A 19,840-nucleotide genomic window follows, 5' to 3' on the forward strand; every position below is an offset into this window, starting at 1 on the left:
ACAGCTCATGACGGCATCGGCCTGGCGCCGCCCGTTGATTCGGCCATGTTTGACAGGATTTCGATGACCGCCCGTTCCAGCCTCACGATCGTACTCGCCGCCGGCGAAGGCACGCGCATGCGATCGAACCTGCCGAAAGTGCTGCATCCGGTCGCCCACCAGAGCCTGCTCGCGCACGTGCTCGCCGCCACACCGAAGGGAACCGGCACCTCGCTCGCCGTCGTGATCGGCCCCGACCATCAGGCGGGCGGGGACGAGGCGAAACGTATCCGTCCCGATGCGCTCACCTTCGTGCAGGCAGAACGGCTCGGCACCGCGCATGCGGTGCTGGCGGCGCGCGAGGCGATTGCGCGGGGCGCCGACGATCTGCTGATTGCCTTCGGCGACACGCCGCTGATCTCGGCCGAGACCTTTGCGCGGCTGCGCGCGCCGCTCGCGAAGGGCGCAGCAATCGCCGCGCTCGGCTTTCGCGCCGCCGATCCCACCGGCTATGGCCGCTTCATCGTCGAGGGCGACCGTCTGGTCGCGATCCGCGAGCATGCCGATGCCAGCGCGGAAGAGCGCAAGATCGATCTGTGCAATGCCGGCCTGATGGCGATCGACGGGCGCCGTGCACTCGCGATCCTCGACAAGATCGGCAATGCGAATTCGAAGGGCGAGTATTATCTGACCGACGCGGTCGGCGTCGTTCGTGAACAGGGATGGGAGGCCGTCGTGATCGAGACCAGCGAGGACGAGGTGCGCGGCATCAACACCAAGGCGCAGCTCGCGGAGGCCGAAGGCGTGATGCAGGCGCGCTTGCGCAAAGCGGCGATGGAAGCAGGCGTCACGCTGATCGCGCCCGAGACCGTTTATCTGTCCGCCGATACCGTGTTCGGCAATGACGTCACCATCGAGCCGTTCGTGGTGATCGGTCCGGGCGTGTCGATCGCCGACGGCACGGTGATCCATTCCTTCTCGCATATCGTGCAGACCACGCTCGGCAAGAACGTCTCGATCGGCCCCTATGCGCGGCTGCGACCCGGCACCTCGCTCGGCGACGGCGCGCGGATCGGCAATTTCGTCGAGACCAAGGCCGCGACGCTGGAGGCCGGCGTCAAGGTCAACCATCTCTCCTACATTGGTGACGCCACCATCGGCGCCAATTCCAACATCGGCGCCGGCACCATCACCTGCAACTACGACGGCTTCAAGAAGCACAAGACGATCATCGGGCAGGGTGCCTTCGTGGGCACCAACTCTTCTCTCGTCGCGCCCGTGAAGATCGGCAACGGCGCCTATATCGGCTCGGGCTCGGTGATCACGCGCGATGTGCCCGACGACGCCATGGCGCTGGAGCGCAACCAGCAGACCATCAGGGAAGGCGGCGCCGCGCGCTATCGCGAGATGAAGACCGGCGGCAAGAAGCCGGAAAAGAAGCCGGAGAACTGAGCGCCAACTGCCGTGTCCTCTCGCTTTGTGCGCGATCTCTTCAGTTTTCTGATCGACACATTCGTCACGGGGATGGGGCGACTGCTGCTGCGGGAGTGAACGAGTACGATCCGCCCGAGATTTTGGCCCTCGTCATCGGGCTGGCGTTCTGGGCGCTCCTCATTTCCCTCGTCTGGGCCGTGAAGCTGGGGTGGTAGGGCGCGCCGCTATTCGTCGTCGGAGAATTCCGAGAAGATCGCGCGCGTCAGGCGCCAGCCGCGCGGCTTTGCCCGTTTCGCAGGTTCTCCGGCGGCGTGCTTGACGAAGACGGGCTTGCTTTCCTTGCCGCGCTGGGGCGGCGGCCAATGCGCAAGGTGCGTGCCAGTGGTCTCGCTGGCGCGCAAGAACGTCGATGACAGACCTTTGCGGTCGGATGAGCCTTTCATGGCCTTATTCTCCTGTCCCGGAATCGTTGGCCAAACTTGTTGACAAGGAGTTAATGCGCGCGGTTTAAGGCCGGCCAATTCGACGCAGTCGAAGCCGGATGCGAAACGGTGCTGTCTCAATCAGCAATAATTATTGAGTATCTGGTTCCTTAGGAACTTCGCTAAAGACCGAGCGGATCGTTTAGGCGATTTTTCGACGATTTGGGGGATATTGATCCGCATGTGCGGGATTGTCGGCATTCTCGGGCGCACGCCGGTTGCAGAGCAATTGGTGGATTCGCTCAAACGTCTTGAATATCGCGGCTACGACTCCGCGGGCGTCGCCACGCTCGAAGGCAAGCATCTCGAGCGCCGCCGCGCCGAGGGCAAGCTGAAGAACCTGGAGAAGCGTCTCGAAGCCGAGCCGCTCAAAGGCACAACCGGCATCGGCCACACCCGCTGGGCCACCCACGGCAAGCCGACCGTCAACAATGCCCATCCGCACGCGACCGAACGCGTTGCCGTGGTCCACAACGGCATCATTGAGAATTTCCGCGAGCTGCGCGAGGAGCTCGAGAAAAAGGGCACGGTGTTCCACACCGAGACCGACACCGAGATCGTGCTGCATCTCGTGGACGATCTGCTCACGCGCGGCAACAAGCCCGTGGAAGCGGTGAAGCTGACGCTGGCGCGGCTGCGTGGCGCCTTCGCGCTCGGCTTCATCTTCGCCGGTGACGACGACCTCATGATCGGCGCCCGCAACGGCCCGCCGCTCGCGATCGGATATGGCGACGGCGAGATGTATCTCGGCTCCGATGCCATCGCGCTCGGCCCCTTCACCGACACGATCAGCTATCTCGAAGACGGCGACTGGGTCGTGCTGACGCGCAAGGGCGCCACGGTCTTCGACAAGGACGGCCACGCCGTCCAGCGCGAGAAGATCAAGCACGCCGCCTCGACCTCGCTGGTCGACAAGGCCAATTACCGCCACTTCATGGCGAAGGAAATCCACGAGCAGCCGGAAGTGGTCGGCCACACGCTAGCGCGCTATGTCGACATGGCGACCGAGCGCGTCTCGCTGCCGGTCAAGCTGCCGTTCGACTTCAAGAGCATCCAGCGCATCAACATCACCGCCTGCGGCACCGCGAGCTACGCCGGCTTCGTCGCGAAATACTGGTTCGAACGCTTTGCGCGCGTGCCGGTCGAGGTCGATGTCGCCTCCGAATTCCGCTACCGCGAGGCGCCGTTGCGCAAGGGCGATCTCGCCATCTTCATCTCGCAGTCGGGCGAGACCGCCGACACGCTGGCCGCGCTGCGCTATGCCAAGGCTGAGGGCGTGCACACGGTGGCCGTCGTCAACGTGCCGACCTCGACGATCGCGCGCGAGAGCGAGACCGTGCTGCAGACGCTCGCCGGCCCCGAGATCGGCGTCGCCTCGACCAAGGCCTTCACCTGCCAGCTCATGGTGCTGGCAAATCTTGCGATCGCGGCCGGCACGGCCCGCGGCGAATTGTCCGACGAGGACGAGACCAAGCTCGTTCATGGCCTTGTCGAGATCCCGCGCCTGATGTCGGACGCGCTCACCACCGAGCTCCAGATCGAGAAGCTCGCGCGTGAGATCGCCAAATCGCGCGACGTGCTCTATCTCGGCCGCGGCACCAGCTTCCCGCTCGCGCTCGAAGGCGCGCTGAAGCTGAAGGAGATCTCCTATATCCATGCCGAGGGCTATGCCGCCGGCGAGCTGAAGCACGGGCCGATCGCGCTGATCGACGAGACCATGCCGGTCGTCGTCATCGCCCCCTATGACCGCGTGTTCGAAAAGACCGTCTCCAACATGCAGGAGGTTGCCGCCCGCGGCGGCAGAATCATCCTGATGACGGACGCCAAAGGCGCGGAGGAGGCGACCGTCGAGTCCCTCGTCACCATCGTCATGCCCGACATGGCGGCCGCGTTCACACCGATGGTCTATGCCGTCCCCGTTCAGCTGCTCGCCTATCATACGGCGGTCATCATGGGCACCGACGTCGACCAGCCGCGCAACCTCGCGAAATCGGTGACCGTGGAATAGGCAGAAGGGATCAGGCCGGAACGCTAGGTAGTCTTCCAAAACCTGCTAGAAGACCCTAGCTTGAGTGCAGCGACCGACCTGGAACCCGAATGACCCCCCGCGACGACGCGCCTGCGCCGCTTGATCCCATCCCGGAACCGCATACCGGCCTGATGGGCCGCTTCCGCAATTATTTTCTGACCGGCCTCGTCGTGACGGGGCCAATTGCCATCACGCTGTATCTGGTCTGGTGGTTCGTCACCTGGGTTGACGGCGTGGTGCGGCCGTTCGTGCCGCTGGCCTACCGGCCCGAAACCTATCTGCCGTATGTCGTTCCAGGTTGGGGACTGATTGTCGCATTCTTCACGCTGACGCTGGTCGGCTTCCTCGCGGCCAACCTGATCGGCCGGACGCTGGTCGATATCGGCGAAACCTTCCTCGGCCGCATCCCGGCGGTGCGCGCCATCTATCGCGGCCTGAAGCAGGTGTTCGAGACGCTGTTCTCGGGCAAGGGCTCGAGCTTCCGCAAAGTCGGCCTGGTCGAGTTTCCGTCGCCGGGAATGTGGTCGATCGTGCTGATCTCGCAGTCGCCGAATGAAGAGGTCGCGCGCAGCCTGCCGGGGCAGGAGGAGCACGTCTCCGTATTCCTGCCGTGCTCGCCGAACCCGACCACGGGCTTCTTCTTCTACGTGCCCAAGAGCAAGATCGTCGAAGTCGACATGAGCACCGAGGACGCCGCGACCCTGATCATGTCGGCCGGCGTGGTGCAGCCGGGCTTGGCGCCGGACCCGAAGAAGGCCGCCGCGCTCGCGGGCATGGCGAACGCCGCGCGCATCGCCAACGCGTCGGCGCTCCAGCCCCAGCCTGCGAAGGTGGAGTAGGGCCATTCCCGTTTCGGATGGCCGCATTCACGCAAGCACTTTCGTCCTCTGCTAGTCTTCCGGTTGAATTGAGCGCCTCGCTCGGAATTCGACCTGGAGTGCATGATGACGAAGACCATTGCGATCCTCGCGCCCGGCGCCATGGGCAGCGCCGTGGCCCGCCGCCTCGGCGAAAACGGTGCGCGCGTGCTGACATCGTTGAAGGGGCGCAGCGAGGCGACGCAAAAGCGCGCCGCGGATGCCGGCATGATCGGCGCCGAGGACGACGCGATCGTGGAGGCCGACATCATCCTTTCGATCGTGCCGCCGGGCGAAGCCGTGGCTTTGGCCGAACGCCTGGCCGCGCTGATCGTCCGGCGCGAGAAGAAGCCCATCGTCGTCGACTGCAACGCGGTCAATGTCGATACCGTTCAAAGAATCGAGGAGATCATCGGCTCGGCGCAGGCGCCGTTCGTCGATGGCGGCATCATCGGCTTCCCGCCGCAGCCCGGCAGCAAGAGCCCGGCTTTCTACCTGTCCGGCGAGTACGCTGGGGATCTCGCGGTGCTGAAGGATCTCGGGCTCGACGTGCGGATTGTCGAGGGACCCGTCGGCGCGGCCTCCGCGCTGAAGATGTCCTATGCCGGTATCGTCAAGGGCCTGGCCGGCATCGGCTCGGCCATGGTGGTCGCGGCCACGAAAGCGGGCGCGGCCGATGCGCTGCGCGACGAGCTCGCGCTGAGCCAGCCCGCGGTCCTGGCCCGGCTCGAAGTCGCGCTGCCGGACATGATCCCGAAGGCCTATCGCTGGGTCGCGGAGATGCGGGAGATCTCGGGTTTCCTCGGGCCCGACCATCCGGCGAGCCAGATCTACGAAGGCTTTGCACGCTGGTTCGAGCACCTCGCCGCGGATGCGAATGGCGAAGCGGTGGATGCGGCACTGCTGAAGGCCTTCGCAGCGCGTGTCGCGCAGAAGAAGGCCTGACCGTCCAGTCCGACGTCACGGCGATGGATCACTCGCCGTGCACTGAAACCGACTCCAGAAAACCCTGGATGTCCCGGTCGCGTCTCAGGCGCACGACCGGGACATCGGGGCCATATTGAAGGCGCTCGGCCTCGATGACGGGCACGCGCTCGGTGTCGTAGCGCCACGCCTCCTTCATCAGTTTCCAGTCGAACTGTTCCGGACATCCCTCGGGCAGATCGGGTCGCGTCGTGTCGCGATCGAACGCGGAGCGCCAGAGAATGCGCCACTGGCAGAGCCAGCGTGGGCGGTCGATGACGACCAGGGTGTCGGCACGCGCAAGCGTGAGATCGAAGGCGAGCCCCGAGAAGCTGCCGTCGATGACCCATGCGTCGCCCGCGATCTCCTCCGCGACGCGTAGACGGAAGCTGGCCTTGTCGGATGGCTTCCATCCCGGCCGCCAGTAGAGCACGTCGAGATGCACCACGGGCAGTCCAAGCTTCCGCCCGAGACTTCGGGAGAGGCTCGTCTTTCCGCTTCCCTGAGAACCGACGACGATGACCCTGCGCATGAGCGCAAGGTTTCATAAAGTCGACCGCGGCGAAAGGGTGAGTCTTCTGAATCGGCTCTATCCACTTCGTCATTGCGAGCGCAGCGAAGCAATCCAGCCTGTCTCCGTGGGAAGATTCTGGATTGCTTCGCTGCGCTCGCAATGACGGGGAGGAGACGCCGCACGCCCCGTCTGCTATCGTTTCTGCGGAGACAGATGGATGCAATCGGAGTTCGAATGAGAGTGCTGGTGATCGGCGCAGGCGCGCTTGGAGGCTATTACGGAGCTCGCCTGGTCCGAGCGGGCGGCGACGTGACCTTTCTGGTGCGAGCGAAGCGTGCCGAGCAATTGCGGCGGAATGGATTGCAGGTCGCGAGTCCGCATGGCGACTTTGCCGTACAGCCGAAGATCATCTTGGCAGACGATCTCAAGGAGACATTCGACGTCGTGCTCGTCGGGGTGAAATCCTACTCGCTCGACGATGCGATGGCCCAGTTTGCCCGGCAGTTGGCGCCGATACGATGATCCTGCCGATCCTCAACGGGTTGAAACATATCGACACCTTGACCGCGAAGTTCGGTGCAGCGCGCGTCCTCGGCGGGTTGGCGAACGTCAGCGCCGGCCTCGATGCGGATGGTCGTGTCGTTCAGTTCATGGCCAATCAGACCATCGTCTTCGGCGAGACCAACGGGGCGCTGAGCGAGCGTGCGCTCGCGCTGGAAACATTGCTCCATGTCCCCGGCATCGACGTGCGCGCCAGCGAAGCGATCATGCAGGACATGTGGGAAAAGTTCGTCCAGCTCAGCACGCTCGCTGGCATCACTTGCCTGATGCGCGCAAGTATCGGCGACATCCTGGCGGTGCCGAACGGCGAGCAGTCCATTTTCCGGCTGTTCGCGGAATGCTGTGCCGTTGCAACGGCGTCGGGTTTTGAGCCGCGCGCTCCGTTCATCGAGTTTGACCGAAAGCTCTTCACCACCTTGGACTCGCCGCTCAAGGCCTCGATGTTGCGCGATATCGAGCGTGGTTCGGTTACCGAAGCGGAGCATATCCTGGGCGATATGGCCAATCGCGCCCGCACGCTCGGTATCGATACGCCGCTGCTGGATCTGGCCCGCGCGCATGTGGCGGCTTATGAGGTCGGACGCCGAAGAGCAGCAGGCTAACCCGCCCCGATCAGCGGGATCGCTTCGTCCCGCTCGTAGAGATACAGCAGGCACCGTAGCGCCTCGCCGCGCTCGCCCTTCAGCTTCGGATCGTCTTTGAGGATCCGCAGCGCCTCGTCTCTAGCCTGGGTGATGAGCTGGCCGTGCACCTCCGACCGCGCGATGCGGTAGCCCGGCAGGCCGCTCTGGCGCACGCCGAGCACATCGCCTTCGCCGCGCAGCTTCAAATCTTCCTCGGCGATGCGAAAACCGTCGGTGGTCTCGCGGATCACCTTCAGACGTGCCTTCGACATCTCGCCAAGCGGCTCCGAGTAGAGAAGGAGGCAGGTCGAGGCTTCCGAGCCGCGACCGATGCGGCCGCGCAACTGGTGCAGCTGGGCAAGGCCAAACCGTTCGGCGTTCTCGATCACCATGATGGTCGCGGCCGGCACGTCGACGCCGACCTCGACCACGGTGGTCGCAACCAGAAGGCCGATCTCATGGGCGGCGAACTGGCCCATCACGCGGTCCTTCTCGGTGCCCTTCATCTGGCCGTGGACGAGGCCGACGCGGTCGCCGAAACGCTTTTGCAAGCTCTCGAAGCGTTTGGTCGCATTGGTCAGGTGCTCGGTGCCTTCGGCCTCGGATTCCTCGACCAGCGGGCAGATCCAGTAGACCAGCTTGCCCGCCTCCAAGGCCCGGCCGATGCTGTCCGTGACCTCATTGAGGCGGCTCATCGATATGGTGCGGGTCTCGATCGGCTGGCGGCCGGCGGGCTTCTCGCGCAACTCGGAGATGTCCATGTCGCCGAAATAGGTTAGCACCAGCGTGCGCGGGATCGGCGTCGCACTCAGCACCAGCACATCGACGGCGGCGCCCTTCGAGGTCAGCGCGAGGCGTTCGCGCACCCCGAACCGATGCTGCTCGTCGACGACGGCCAGGGCGAGATCGTTGAAGATCACGTCGTCCTGGATCAGCGCATGGGTGCCGACGAGGAGATTGATCTCGCCGGCTTCGAGTTGTGCCAACAGCTCGCGCCGCTCCTTGCCCTTCTCGCGGCCGGTGAGGATGGCCACGCGCAGCCCTGCGCGCTCCGCGAGCGGGGCGATGGTCTTGATGTGCTGCCGCGCCAAAATTTCCGTCGGCGCCATCAGCGCGGCCTGCTTGCCGACTTCGGCGACGGCGGCGGCCGCCAGCAGCGCCACCACGGTTTTGCCCGAGCCGACATCGCCCTGAAGCAGGCGCAGCATGCGCACGGGTTGTTGCAGATCGTTCGCGATCGCGGCGGTCGCTTCTCGCTGCGACGACGTCAATGCATAGGGCAGGGCGTCGATGATCTTGTTGCGCAAGTGACCGTCGCCGGCGTTGCGGACGCCGGCCGGGCGGCGCAATTGCGCGCGGATCAGGGCCAGCGCGAGCTGGCCGGCCAAAAGCTCGTCGAAGGCGAGGCGCGACCAGTAGGGCTTTTCGGGCAGGATGTCGGTGAGCTCGACCGGCTGATGCACGCGGCTGAGCGCCTCGGTGACCGTCGGAAAACTGCAGCGGCGCATCACCTCCGGGCTGATCCATTCCGGCAGGGCGGGCAGCTTCTGCAGCGCTTGCGCGACCGCGCGTCGCAGCGAGCCGAGCGCCAGACCCGTGGTCAGCGGATAGACCGGGTCGATGCCCGAGAGCTTCGAGATCGCCTCTTCGTCGAGCACGCGGTCGGGATGCACGATCTGCGGGATGCCGTCATACATCTGCAGTGTGCCCGAGACGTAGCGCTTCTCGCCCATCGGCAGCAGCTTTTCGACATAGCCGGGCTTGGCGCGGAAGAAGGTCAGCACGACGTCGCCGGTGTCGTCGCTGGCGTAGACGAGATAGGGCGCCCGGGCGTTGCGCGGCGGAGGCGGGCGATGGCGATCGACGGTGACCTCCAGCGTCACCATGGTTCCCTGGACGGCGTCGCGGATCTTTGGCCGCGCACGGCGGTCGATGACCTGGCTCGGCAAATGCAGCAGCAGGTCAATCAGGCGCGGCGTCTCATTGCGGCTGAGCAGGTACTGCAGCAGCTTGTCCTGCTTCGGACCGACGCCGGGCAGGCTGGTCACGGGAGCAAACAGCGGATTGAGCAGGCTGGGGCGCATCAGGCGAATCTAGGATCGTTTCGGCCCGTCATGCCCGGCTTTATGCCGGGCATCCACGGCTTTTTTCGCGGCGCCCGCGCGGGCAGCGGGCCATGCCAAATCGAGGGCTGACAGGGGCGGTCCGAGTGGCTATATCACCCCGGCCCGGCACGTCCGGGCTTTCTGCGTTTGACTGGATCTGAGACATGACGGGAACGACACGATCGAGCAACGGGCTGGACGATCGCCGCAAGCGGCTTCTGTTCCGCTGCTGGCACCGCGGCACGCGCGAGATGGACCTGATCCTGGGCCGCTTCGCGGATGCCGAGATCGGCAATCTGTCCGATGACGAGCTGACCGAGCTCGAGACCCTGCTCGAGGAGTCCGATCCCGATCTCTATGCCGCCATCACCGGTGACAAGGTGCTGCCAGCTGATGTCACCGGCGCGCTGTTTGCCCGCATCAAGGCGTTCCCGATTACGGACGGCGATTTATGAAACAGGGGATGAAGTCGCCGGCCGAGCTGCTCACGCCCGGCCGCGCGCTGACGCTTGCCAATGTTGCCGAGGGCGCCGAGGGCCTCGTCATCTCCGATCTGGCCCGCGCCATCGCGGCGCGGCCGAAGAAACCGGCCGTCAGCCTCGCCGTGGTCTGCCGCGACGGTGCGCGAATGCAGCAGCTCGAGCGCGCGCTGCAATTCTTCGCGCCCGATTTGCCGGTGCTGACCTTTCCGGCCTGGGACTGCCAGCCCTATGACCGCGTCTCGCCGCATGGCGGCATCCTGGCGCAGCGCCTGACCACACTGGCGCGGCTTGCGCCGCTGACCGGCAGCGACAAGCCGCTGATCGTGCTGACCACGGTGAACGCAATCGTGCAGCGCGTCCCTGCGCGCGAACTCGTCGCCGCGCAGGCACTGTCGGTTGCGCCGGGCAATGTGGTGCCGATGGACACCATCATCGCCTGGCTCGAGCACAACGGCTACAACCGCTCCTCGACCGTGCGCGAGCCCGGCGAATATGCCGTGCGCGGCGGTATCCTGGATCTGTTTCCGGCCGGCCTCGACCAGCCGGTCCGCTTCGACTTCTTCGGCGACAGCCTGGAATCGATCCGCTCCTTCGACGCCGAGACCCAGCGCACGATGCTCGATATGCGCTCGCTCGACCTCGTGCCGATCTCGGAATTCCAGCTCGTCACCGACACCATCCGCCGCTTCCGCATGGGCTATGTCGCCGAGTTCGGCGCGCCCGAGCGCGACGACGCGCTGTACGAGGCCGTCAGCGAGGGCCGCCGCCATCCCGGCATGGAGCACTGGCTGCCGCTGTTCCAGGACCGGATGGACACGCTGTTCGACTATCTGCAAGGCGCAGCCATAGCGATCGAGCCGCAGGCCGAGGACGCCGTTCGCGAGCGTTTCAAGCAGATCCAGGATTACTACGAAGCCCGCCGCGATGCGATGGAGCATCCCGGCGGCGGTGCCATCTACAAGCCGCTGCCGCCCGACAGGCTCTATCTCACCGACGAGGAATGGACCAGGCGCGAAAGCGAGATGTCGCTGGTGCGGCTGACGCAGTTTTCGGTTCCGGCCGATGGTGCGTCGATCGTCGATGCCGGCGCGCGCAAGGGCCGCGACTTCGCACCCGAACGCAACGACGCCACCGTCAACGTGTTCGAGTCCGTCGTCGGCCACGTGATGGCGCTGCATGCCCAGCGCAAGAAGGTCGTGATCGCACTCTGGAGCGAGGGATCGCGCGACCGCATGACCTCGATGCTGCGCGACCACAAGCTGACCCATACCACCAGCGTCAACGCCTGGCGGACGGTGCAGGCGACCCCGCGCAACGAGACCATGCTCGCCGTGCTCGGCCTGGAGGCCGGGTTCGAGACCGATGAGATCGCGCTGATCAGCGAGCAGGACATCCTCGGCGACCGCCTGGTGCGGCCGCGCAAGGCCAGCCGCAAGCTCGACAATTTCATCTCGGAGGTGACGAGCCTCACCGCCGGCGACATCGTCGTCCATGCCGACCACGGCATCGGCCGCTTCATCGGCTTGCAAACCCTCGACGTCGCCGGCGCGCCGCATGACTGTCTTGAGCTGCATTACGCCGCCGACGCAAAACTGTTTCTGCCGGTCGAGAACATCGAGCTGCTGTCGCGCTACGGCTCCGACCAGACCGCGGTCGAGCTGGATCGTCTGGGCGGCAGCGGCTGGCAGACCCGCAAGGCGAAGCTCAAGAATCGCATCCGCGAGATCGCGGGCGAATTGATCAAGATCGCCGCCGCGCGCCATTTGCACGAGGCGCCAAAGCTGCCGGTGCAGCCGGGCCTCTATGACGAGTTCTGCGCGCGCTTCCCCTACGACGAGACCGAGGACCAGTTAGGGGCCATCGAATCCACGCTGAAGGACCTCGAGCTCGGCCGTCCGATGGACCGGCTGATCTGCGGCGACGTCGGCTTCGGTAAGACCGAGGTGGCCTTGCGCGCGGCCTTTGCCGTCGCGCTCGAAGGCAAGCAGGTCGCGGTCGTGGTGCCGACCACGCTGCTCGCCCGCCAGCACCACAAGACCTTCACCGACCGCTTCAAGGGCTTTCCAGTGAACGTGGCGCAGGCCTCGCGCCTGGTCCCGACCAAAGAGCTGAACCTGGTCAAGAAGGGCATTGCCGACGGCTCGGTCGACATCGTCGTCGGCACCCACGCGCTGCTCGGCAAGGCGATCAAGTTCCGCGATCTCGGCCTCGTCATCGTCGACGAGGAGCAGCATTTTGGCGTCACCCACAAGGAACGGCTGAAGGCGCTTCGCTCCGAGGTGCACGTGCTGACGCTGTCGGCGACGCCGATCCCGCGCACGCTGCAACTGGCGTTGACCGGCGTCCGCGAGCTCTCGATCATCGCATCGCCCCCGGTCGATCGCCTCGCGGTCCGCACCTTCGTTGCCCCGCACGATCCGCTAATGATCCGCGAGGCGCTGCTGCGCGAACGCTATCGCGGCGGCCAGGCGTTCTACGTGGTGCCGCGCATCGACGACCTCGCCGAGGTCAAGGACTTCCTCGACAAGAACGTGCCGGAGATGAAGGTCGCGGTCGCGCACGGCCAGATGCCGCCCGCGGTGATCGAGGACATCATGACCGCCTTCTACGACGGCAAGTTCGACATCCTGCTGTCGACCACCATCGTGGAATCCGGCCTCGACATTCCCAACGCCAACACCCTGATCGTGCACCGTGCCGACATGTTCGGCCTGGCGCAGCTGTATCAGCTCCGCGGCCGCGTCGGCCGCTCCAAGCTGCGAGCCTATGCGCTGTTCACGCTGCCGGCGCAGCAGAAGATCACCGCGCAGGCCGAGCGCCGGCTCACCGTGTTGCAATCGCTGGAGACGCTGGGCGCGGGCTTCCAGCTCGCCTCGCACGACCTCGACATCCGCGGCGCCGGCAACCTGCTCGGCGAGGAGCAGTCCGGCCACATCAAGGAAGTCGGCTTCGAGCTCTACCAGTCGATGCTGGAGGAGGCGATCGTCAACCTCAAGGCCGGCGTGTCCGAGCCCGCCGCCGACCGCTGGTCGCCCTCGATCACCATCGGCATGCCCGTGCTCATTCCGGAAGACTATGTCGGCGACCTCTCGGTGCGGCTGTCGCTGTACCGGCGGCTCGCCGATCTCGACACCGAGGAGGAGATCGAGAACTTTGGCGCCGAGATGCGCGACCGTTTCGGCGTGCTGCCCGACGAGGTGCGCTATCTGTTCAAGGTCGCCGCGATCAAGGCGTTCTGCCGCACGGCCAATGTCGGGAAGATCGACGCCGGTCCGAAGGGCGCCGTCATCGCCTTCCGCGACAATTCGTTCGCCCACCCCGATCGCCTGGTGTCGTTCATCCGCAGCTATGGCCAGGCCGCCAAGGTGCGGCCGGACATGAAGGTGGTGTTCCTGCAGGACTGGGAGACGCCGGAAGAGCGGCTCGCCGGCACCACGGAGATCATGCGGCAGCTGGCACAGCTCGCGCAGAGCAAGAAGGCGGCGTAATTGTTCCGAGCGCCACCGGAGCGGTGCTTGGATACAAGACAGCGGCATATGGCCACTTGCGGAATGATCGAACGACAGCCATGTACGATTCGTCGAGTTCGGCCGACGATTTGGCCTCGCCGCTGATAGCGTGCCCGACTGATGACCTGATTCGTGTGACCCGCGACTGGTTTACCGGCCGCGGGTTTTTTGTACCGCAAAGCGGGGCTGCCCCGCCCATTGAAACTTCTGAGGTCGCGAGCGTGTCTATCAATATCGATTCAGGCCAGGAACACGGTGACGAACACGACGACGTCATGTATCCGCAGGTCCTGCCGTTCATATTGGTCCACGCGGGATGCGTCGCGGCGATCTGGTCGGGCGTCTCGTGGCAAGCCGTTACCATTTGCGCGGTTCTGTACTGGTTGCGCATGTTTGCGATCACCGCCGGCTATCACCGGTATTTCTCGCATCGGGCTTACGCGACCAGCCGGGTGTTTCAGTTCATCCTGGCCTTCCTGGCCCAGAGCAGCGCTCAGAAAAGCGTCCTCTGGTGGGCTGCCAAACATCGCCATCATCATCTTCACTCGGATACGGCGCAGGATGTGCATTCGCCCCGGCACAAGGGCTTCCTCTACAGTCATCTCGGCTGGATCTTCTACCGGCAGCACGATGCAACCGACCTGGTGAAAGTATCGGATCTGGCGTCGTATCCCGAGTTGATGTGGCTGCACAAACTGGAGCTTCTGCCGGCGTTCGTGCTCGCGGGCCTCTGCTTCCTCATTGCGGGGTGGTCAGGGCTCGTGGTCGGCTTCCTCTGGAGCACGGTGCTCGTGTATCACGGCACGTTCTGCATCAACTCCCTCGCACATGTTCACGGCCGCAGGCGGTATGTGACCGGCGACGATTCCCGCAACAACTGGCTGCTCGCTCTCGTCACGATGGGTGAGGGGTGGCACAACAATCACCACGCCTATCAGGCCAGTGCTCGACAGGGCTTCCACTGGTACGAGATTGATCTCACCTATTATATCCTGGTGGCCTTGTCCTGGCTCGGGATTGTCCGGGATCTGAAGATGCCGCCCAAGCAGGTCCTGCGCAATGAACATCGGTTGGGATCACGCGCGATCAAGCAAGCGGCCGAGCAGCTCGCCGCTCGCTTCAATCCTGAACACATCGCACTGGCGATCAAGACGTCGATCCATGAGACCGAATTGTCGGTCCGGGACGCGATCATTCTGTTGCAGCAGCGTGCCGATTTGCGTCTGTCCAGCATGCCGACTCGCGACCAGTTGCTGGCTGAAGCGCAGCGCATGTTCGCAAAGACGATGTCGCTGGACGACATCGTCGACCGGGCCCACGAGCTCCTGAACGAGACTGTCGGCTTCCTCCTGGCCACTCCCGCTCTGGCGGCCGCGCCGAAATCGGGCGCGAATGGCGGCGCTTAGCGCCACGTTGCCCGGACAAGGGGCGCGGACGAGATCAGGGATTGCTGGCGCGCGACTACGACGCCGCGCGCGACGCGTCGGCTGAGAGACGCCCGAGCAGCGACCGCGCCGTATCCGACGGCGACAGCGAGTCCACGCTGACGACGGGATCGCTGCGCATCTCGTACTTGCCATTGGAGGTGTGCCGCATCACCGCCGACAGGCGGCGGGCGATCATGTGGGCGGTGCGGAAGTCGGTCTCGGCGAACACGACGACGACGGAGCCGTCTTTCTGCGCCACGCCAAAATCCATCTGCCGCATCAGGCGGCTCAGGATCCGCGCTGCGTCGAGCTGGGCGCGGGAATTGCCGGGCTCGAAGGCGAAACGCGCCACGGAGAGGCCGCCGCCGCGGGCAAGAGCCTGCTCGACCGCCTTGGCGAAATCGCGGGCAAAAGCTTCCACCGTGAGCAGGCCGCTGCGCGGATCGAGCCAGCCGCCGGCATCGATCGAGCGCAGCGTGCGGCTCAGTTGCGCTTCCATCGCGTGCTGGCGGATCAGCGGCAGCGCGTTGGCGGCGACCTTCGCCGGCTCGCCCGGGATCAGCTCGAGATTGGGCAGGTCGTAAGTCTGCGCGAGCTGGTGCGCGGTGACAACCACGGGCAGGCTGCGGAATCGGGTGTCTTCGGCGAGCACCGTGAGGAAGGCGTCGGTGACGCGCGCGGTAAAACCTTCGGCGAGTACGACGCCATCGATGTCGCGGGTGTTGAGATGCTTGGCAGCGGCCTCGATCGAGAGCGCGCCGACGACCCCGACGCGTTCGCCGAGTGCGACCGAGAGCGCAGGATAAGCTGCGCCGCGGCCGATCAGGAGCACCGTCGCATCGCGGGCCGGATCCCCCTCTGGCAACCCAACTTTCGCGTCCGGCAGCCGGCGCAGAACCGTCGCATGGAGAGTCCGTACGCGCAGCGCGGCGCGGAGCCGCGCGACGAGACGATCGGAATTGCCGCCGCGCGAGGAGAACGGCAGGGCGTTCTGCGGCAGCGTGCCCGCAGCATCGAGTGCCACGAACGGCAGGTAGGGCGATTGGTCCGCGATCTTCCTGGCGAGCGGCGCAAGGCAGGGCTCGTGCCCGGCATGCATCGCGGCGAGAACCGCGGCCGGCTGCACCTGCTCGACCGCGCGCGCCGCGCTGGCCCAGTCGGCGTCGACGACGGGAAACAGACGGGCCTCGTCCAGTGCCGCAATGAAAGGCGGCCGCTGGGCGTTGGACACAAACAGGATCGGGCCCGCCTGGGACATCGCAAACTCTGATCACGCAACAGATGCTGCGCAATCTAGTCCGGTTGCCTTAATGCAGCGTCAATGGATGGGTCGAAACTGCGCTTAAACCGGCCCGGAGCGGTCGCGAAAAGCCTCGACCATCAGGGGGTTAAGCCCGAGTTCATTGAGCGCTTCGCGGGCGCGGCCATTGTCTTGCGCCCGTCCTGCGAGCCGGTGACCCGAGAGCCGGTCGGGCAGCGCGGTGAGCAGGGCGCCCTGGCCGAGCCGGCGCGCCCATTCCTGGAGATCGTTGGACAGGAAGCGGTAGCCGCCGACGGCCATGATGCCGGAGGGCGGTGCGGTGATGCAGATCGCGCCGCTCGGACGGTCGAGCCGCGCGGCATAGCCGGTGTCGACATAATCGCGCGGCGGCTGCGCCGTTAGCGTGTCGCCGACCGGCTGCGGCGGTGCGTAGGCCGCGATCGGCACCATCGCTCCGCGCAGGCCGAGCGTGCCCCTGGGTGTCAGCAGGATCTCGCCGGCGATGGAGGAACCGGACTGCTCGCGCGGGGCGCCGTGCGGTCCGGGCATCACCGCAACAGGCATGCCGTCCTCGCCGCGGCGGGCGCCGAACAGCCCGGCCTCGCCGAACAGATAGACGTCGGTCAGCGGTGCATGCGGCGCGATCCAGGCATCGCTTGCCGCCACCTGCTCGGGCGCGCGCCAGAGGCCGATGACGTTGCGCAAGCTCGGCATCCGCGCCGCGAGATCGGCATCGCCGAGCCGCAGCGCGAGCTGCGCGGGGGCGATCAGCACCTCGCATTCGTGCTCGTTGATTTGCTGTTCCAGCACGTCGTTCTCGAAGGGATGATGCAGCGCCAGCGTGCCGCCGCAGAGCAGCCACACCGCGAGCGAGGAGGCGAGGCCTGCGAACGACATCGGCGTGAACGCCGCCATCACGGTCGCGCCCTGCTTGATGTCGGCTTCCAGCGACATCGCAAGCCCGCCGGCGATCAGGCTGAAATGCGGCCGCGGCACCGGGCGAAAGCCTTCCGCGGTGACGTCGAAGGAGATCATCGCCGCCTTGCGGCCGTCCTGGATCACGGCGCGCGTGGTGCCCGGCGGGCGGGCCAGCACGTCGTCGAGCGAGGCCATGCCCTCGGGCAGGTCGGCGCCGAAACCGCAGACGTAGCGGATCGAGAAGGCCTCCGCGGCGGCATGCATCGCGAGGTCGGAATAGCTGACGCCGTCGACCTTGCTCATGGTGACGATGGCGCGCGCCGCGGTGCGGTTCAGCGCGGCGCTCAGTTCCGCATGGCGCCAGAGCAGCGGCAGCACGGCGACGACGAGCCCGGCGCGATGCGCGGCGAGCACCGTCAGCACGAACTCGACCGTAGCAGGCAGCTGGATCGCGATGACGGAATTGGCCGGCAGGCCCGATTCGACGAAATGCGCCGACAGGGCCTCGATGGCGGTGTCGGCCTCGGCGTAGGTCATCCGCCGCGGCTGGTGGCCGGTCACGCGAGCCTTGTTGAGGGGATCGAGCAGAGCGGGCGCATGCGGTTGCCGCATCAGCGTGCGCTGAAACAGCGTGTCGAGCGTCGGCGATACGGCTGGCTGATTCACGGCGTCACTTCGCTTGCGGCTGCCCCTTCGACCACCAGGTCTCCGGCAGGTAGCCGGACAGCGCGATGGCCTTTGGCCGTTCTATCCGATTCCAGCGCGCGATCCATTGCTCGGATACGTTAAACAGAGGGATTGTATAGAAACCGGAGATCAAGGCACGGTCGAGCGCCCGCACCGCCGAGACGAAGGCCGTGTGATCACGGGCCTCGAGGAGGGCGTCGATCATGGCGTCGACGGCGGGATCTTTGGCGCCCATGTAGTTGCGGGTGCCCGGATTGTCGGCGGCCGCACTCCCCCAATAGAAATACTGCTCGTTGCCGGGCGACAGCGACTGGTCCCAGCGGTTCTGGATCATGTCGAACTCGTAGCCGAGCCGGCGCTGGTCGAACTGCACGGGATCGACCGCGCGAACGCTCGGCTCGATGCCGGCGCGCTTGAGGTCGCGCTGGAACGCGAGCGCGATGCGCTCCTGGTCGCGGGTCGTCACCAGCATCTCGAAGGTGAAGGGGGCCTTTGTCGCGCGGTTACGCAGCACGGTGCCGTCGAGATCGTAGCCGGCGTCCGACAGGAGCTTGAGTGCCGCGCGCAGCGTCGTCCGGTCGCGCCCCGAGCCGTCGGTGACGGGCAGGCGGTAGCTGCCGTCCATGACGTCGGGGGGGATCTGCGCGGCGAAGGGCTTTAGCAGCTCGCGTTCGCGCGCATCCGCAGGCCGGCCATAGGCCGACAGGTCGGAGCCGGCGAAATAGCCCGCAACGCGCGAATAGAGTCCGAAGAAGTAGTTGCGGTTGACCAGCTCGAAATCGAACAGCAGCGTCAGTGCCCGGCGCACGCGGATGTCGGCGAAGATCGGACGGCGCGTGTTGAACACCAGGAATTCGGAAGGCTGCGGCACGCCGGGCTTGATGGTGTCGCGGATCACTTCGCCGCTTTTGGCGGCTGGAAAGTCGTAACCGTCGTGCCAGCGCAGCGGCTCGTGCTCGACGCGGAAATCATAGAGGCCGCGCTTGAAGGCTTCGAACTGGCCATTGGCCTCGCGAAAATAGTCGAGCCTGATCTCGTCGAAATTGTAGAGCCCGCGATTGATGGGCAGGTCGCGACCCCAATAGTCGGGATTGCGGGTCAAGGTCACGCTGGCGCCGGGCTTCACCGCCATGATCCGATACGGGCCCGAGCCGATCGGGCCGGTCAGCGTCGTCTCCTCGAAGGTTGCGACATCCACTGCATGCTTCGGCAGGATCGGCATCAGGCCGAGGATCAGCGGCAATTCCCGGTCGTTGGCGCCAGCCAGGTCGAAGCGGACGGTGAGAGGGTCGGGCGCCTCGGCCTTGGCGACCTTGGCGTAATATTGCCGATGGTTGGGGCGGCCGTGATCGCGCAGCAGCTGCCAGGAGAACAGCACATCCTCCGCCAGGACCGGCTTGCCGTCGGAGAAGCGGGCGCGGGGATCGAGGCGGAACGTGACAAAGCTCCGCGCGTCATCGGTCTCGACCGATCTGGCGAGCAGGCCGTAGAGCGTGAACGCCTCGTCATTGCCGCGTGCGAGCAGGCTCTCGACCACATAGTTCCGCACCGGCTGCACGGCCAATCCCCTGACGATGAAGGGATTGAGGCTGTCGAAGGTGCCGAGAATGCCCCAGGTGAGCCGGCCGCCCTTGGGGGCATCAGGGTTGGCGTAGGGCATGTGGGTGAAATCGGCCGGCATCGCCGGCTTGCCGTGCATCGCGATGGCATGGGCTTCCCCAGCCCCTGCGCCGCTTGCGGAGAGCGCGGAGGCGAGGACGAAGGCGAGAAGACCGAGGCGGATGCCAAGGCCCTCAAGAAGGCCCTCGAGAAGGCGCTGGAACATGGACATCGGCACACGTTGATTCGAGGACCTGCGGGCCTGAATCCTATCACAAGGAATTTCACGGATAGCAGGCCCAGGAGCGGTTCAAGGCGTGGCCAAAGACGCTTGTCGGCATTGATCTTTTCGTCGGCCACGTTAAGAAGGCACGCAATCGCGCAAGAGCGTCGAGCCCGTCACTTATCCG

Annotated in this window: 13 protein-coding genes and 1 pseudogene; 8 read left to right on the top strand and 6 right to left on the bottom strand. The window is 65.6% G+C overall.

The features are described 5' to 3' along the window. The first annotated feature begins 63 nt into the window (after positions 1–63). Positions 64–1,431, top strand: a complete 1,368-nt coding sequence (glmU, locus tag HAP41_RS24460; protein ID WP_166096626.1) for a bifunctional UDP-N-acetylglucosamine diphosphorylase/glucosamine-1-phosphate N-acetyltransferase GlmU — start codon at positions 64–66, stop codon at positions 1,429–1,431. Positions 1,432–1,637: 206 nt separating this feature from the next. On the opposite strand, the gene HAP41_RS24465 is transcribed toward glmU, so the two are convergent. Continuing rightward, positions 1,638–1,856, bottom strand: a complete 219-nt coding sequence (locus HAP41_RS24465; RefSeq protein WP_071913760.1) for a hypothetical protein — start codon at positions 1,854–1,856, stop codon at positions 1,638–1,640. A 220-nt stretch (positions 1,857–2,076) separates the two neighbouring features. Here HAP41_RS24465 and glmS point away from each other — a divergent pair, with 220 nt between their 5' ends. The 3 genes from glmS (at position 2,077) to HAP41_RS24480 (ending at position 5,726) form a co-directional block, all read left to right on the top strand. After that, positions 2,077–3,903 carry a glutamine--fructose-6-phosphate transaminase (isomerizing) gene (gene glmS, locus HAP41_RS24470; protein ID WP_166096625.1) on the top strand — a complete coding sequence of 609 codons (1,827 nt, stop codon included), beginning with the start codon at positions 2,077–2,079 and terminating at the stop codon, positions 3,901–3,903. A gap of 89 nt (positions 3,904–3,992) precedes the next feature. Beyond that, a complete protein-coding gene (locus tag HAP41_RS24475; RefSeq protein WP_135213679.1) occupies positions 3,993–4,763 on the top strand; it encodes a DUF502 domain-containing protein in 771 nt (256 codons plus the stop codon). 105 nt (positions 4,764–4,868) lie between these two features. Then, positions 4,869–5,726, top strand: a complete 858-nt coding sequence (locus HAP41_RS24480) for an NAD(P)-dependent oxidoreductase (protein WP_135213678.1) — start codon at positions 4,869–4,871, stop codon at positions 5,724–5,726. A 28-nt stretch (positions 5,727–5,754) separates the two neighbouring features. On the opposite strand, the gene HAP41_RS24485 is transcribed toward HAP41_RS24480, so the two are convergent. Beyond that, positions 5,755–6,192 carry a P-loop NTPase family protein gene (locus HAP41_RS24485; RefSeq protein WP_224580756.1) on the bottom strand — a complete coding sequence of 146 codons (438 nt, stop codon included), beginning with the start codon at positions 6,190–6,192 and terminating at the stop codon, positions 5,755–5,757. A gap of 300 nt (positions 6,193–6,492) precedes the next feature. Between HAP41_RS24485 and panE the strand changes: the two are divergent. Continuing rightward, positions 6,493–7,421 (top strand): annotated as a pseudogene (gene panE / locus HAP41_RS50375) (2-dehydropantoate 2-reductase). Here panE and recG read toward each other — a convergent pair. Continuing rightward, positions 7,418–9,526 (bottom strand): ATP-dependent DNA helicase RecG, encoded by a 2,109-nt coding sequence (gene recG / locus HAP41_RS24500; protein WP_135213676.1) that lies wholly within the window; start codon positions 9,524–9,526, stop codon positions 7,418–7,420. The pseudogene panE and the gene recG overlap by 4 nt on opposite strands. A 185-nt stretch (positions 9,527–9,711) precedes the next feature. Between recG and HAP41_RS24505 the strand changes: the two genes are divergently transcribed. The 3 genes from HAP41_RS24505 (at position 9,712) to HAP41_RS24515 (ending at position 14,944) form a co-directional block, all read left to right on the top strand. After that, entirely contained in the window at positions 9,712–10,002 is a 291-nt protein-coding gene (locus HAP41_RS24505; protein ID WP_028147879.1) for an FAD assembly factor SdhE, read from the top strand. Then, positions 9,999–13,517 (top strand): transcription-repair coupling factor, encoded by a 3,519-nt coding sequence (gene mfd, locus HAP41_RS24510; protein ID WP_166096624.1) that lies wholly within the window; start codon positions 9,999–10,001, stop codon positions 13,515–13,517. The genes HAP41_RS24505 and mfd overlap by 4 nt, the downstream gene beginning before the upstream one ends. A 296-nt stretch (positions 13,518–13,813) precedes the next feature. Then, entirely contained in the window at positions 13,814–14,944 is a 1,131-nt protein-coding gene (locus tag HAP41_RS24515) for an acyl-CoA desaturase (RefSeq protein ID WP_166105811.1), read from the top strand. Between the two features lie 55 nt (positions 14,945–14,999). Here HAP41_RS24515 and HAP41_RS24520 read toward each other — a convergent pair whose 3' ends face one another. From HAP41_RS24520 to HAP41_RS24530, 3 genes are all read right to left on the bottom strand, one after another. Next, a complete protein-coding gene (locus HAP41_RS24520) occupies positions 15,000–16,223 on the bottom strand; it encodes a GGDEF domain-containing protein (protein WP_166096623.1) in 1,224 nt (407 codons plus the stop codon). Positions 16,224–16,307: 84 nt separating this feature from the next. Further along, entirely contained in the window at positions 16,308–17,810 is a 1,503-nt protein-coding gene (locus tag HAP41_RS24525) for a class I adenylate-forming enzyme family protein (protein WP_166096622.1), read from the bottom strand. Between the two features lie 4 nt (positions 17,811–17,814). After that, on the bottom strand, positions 17,815–19,662 hold the full coding sequence (locus HAP41_RS24530) for an extracellular solute-binding protein (protein WP_166096621.1): 1,848 nt from the start codon (positions 19,660–19,662) through the stop codon (positions 17,815–17,817). Between the last annotated feature and the right edge of the window lie 178 nt (positions 19,663–19,840).

The organism is Bradyrhizobium barranii subsp. apii (assembly GCF_011516635.5).
In the GTDB taxonomy this organism is placed as follows: Bacteria; Pseudomonadota; Alphaproteobacteria; order Rhizobiales; family Xanthobacteraceae; genus Bradyrhizobium; species Bradyrhizobium barranii.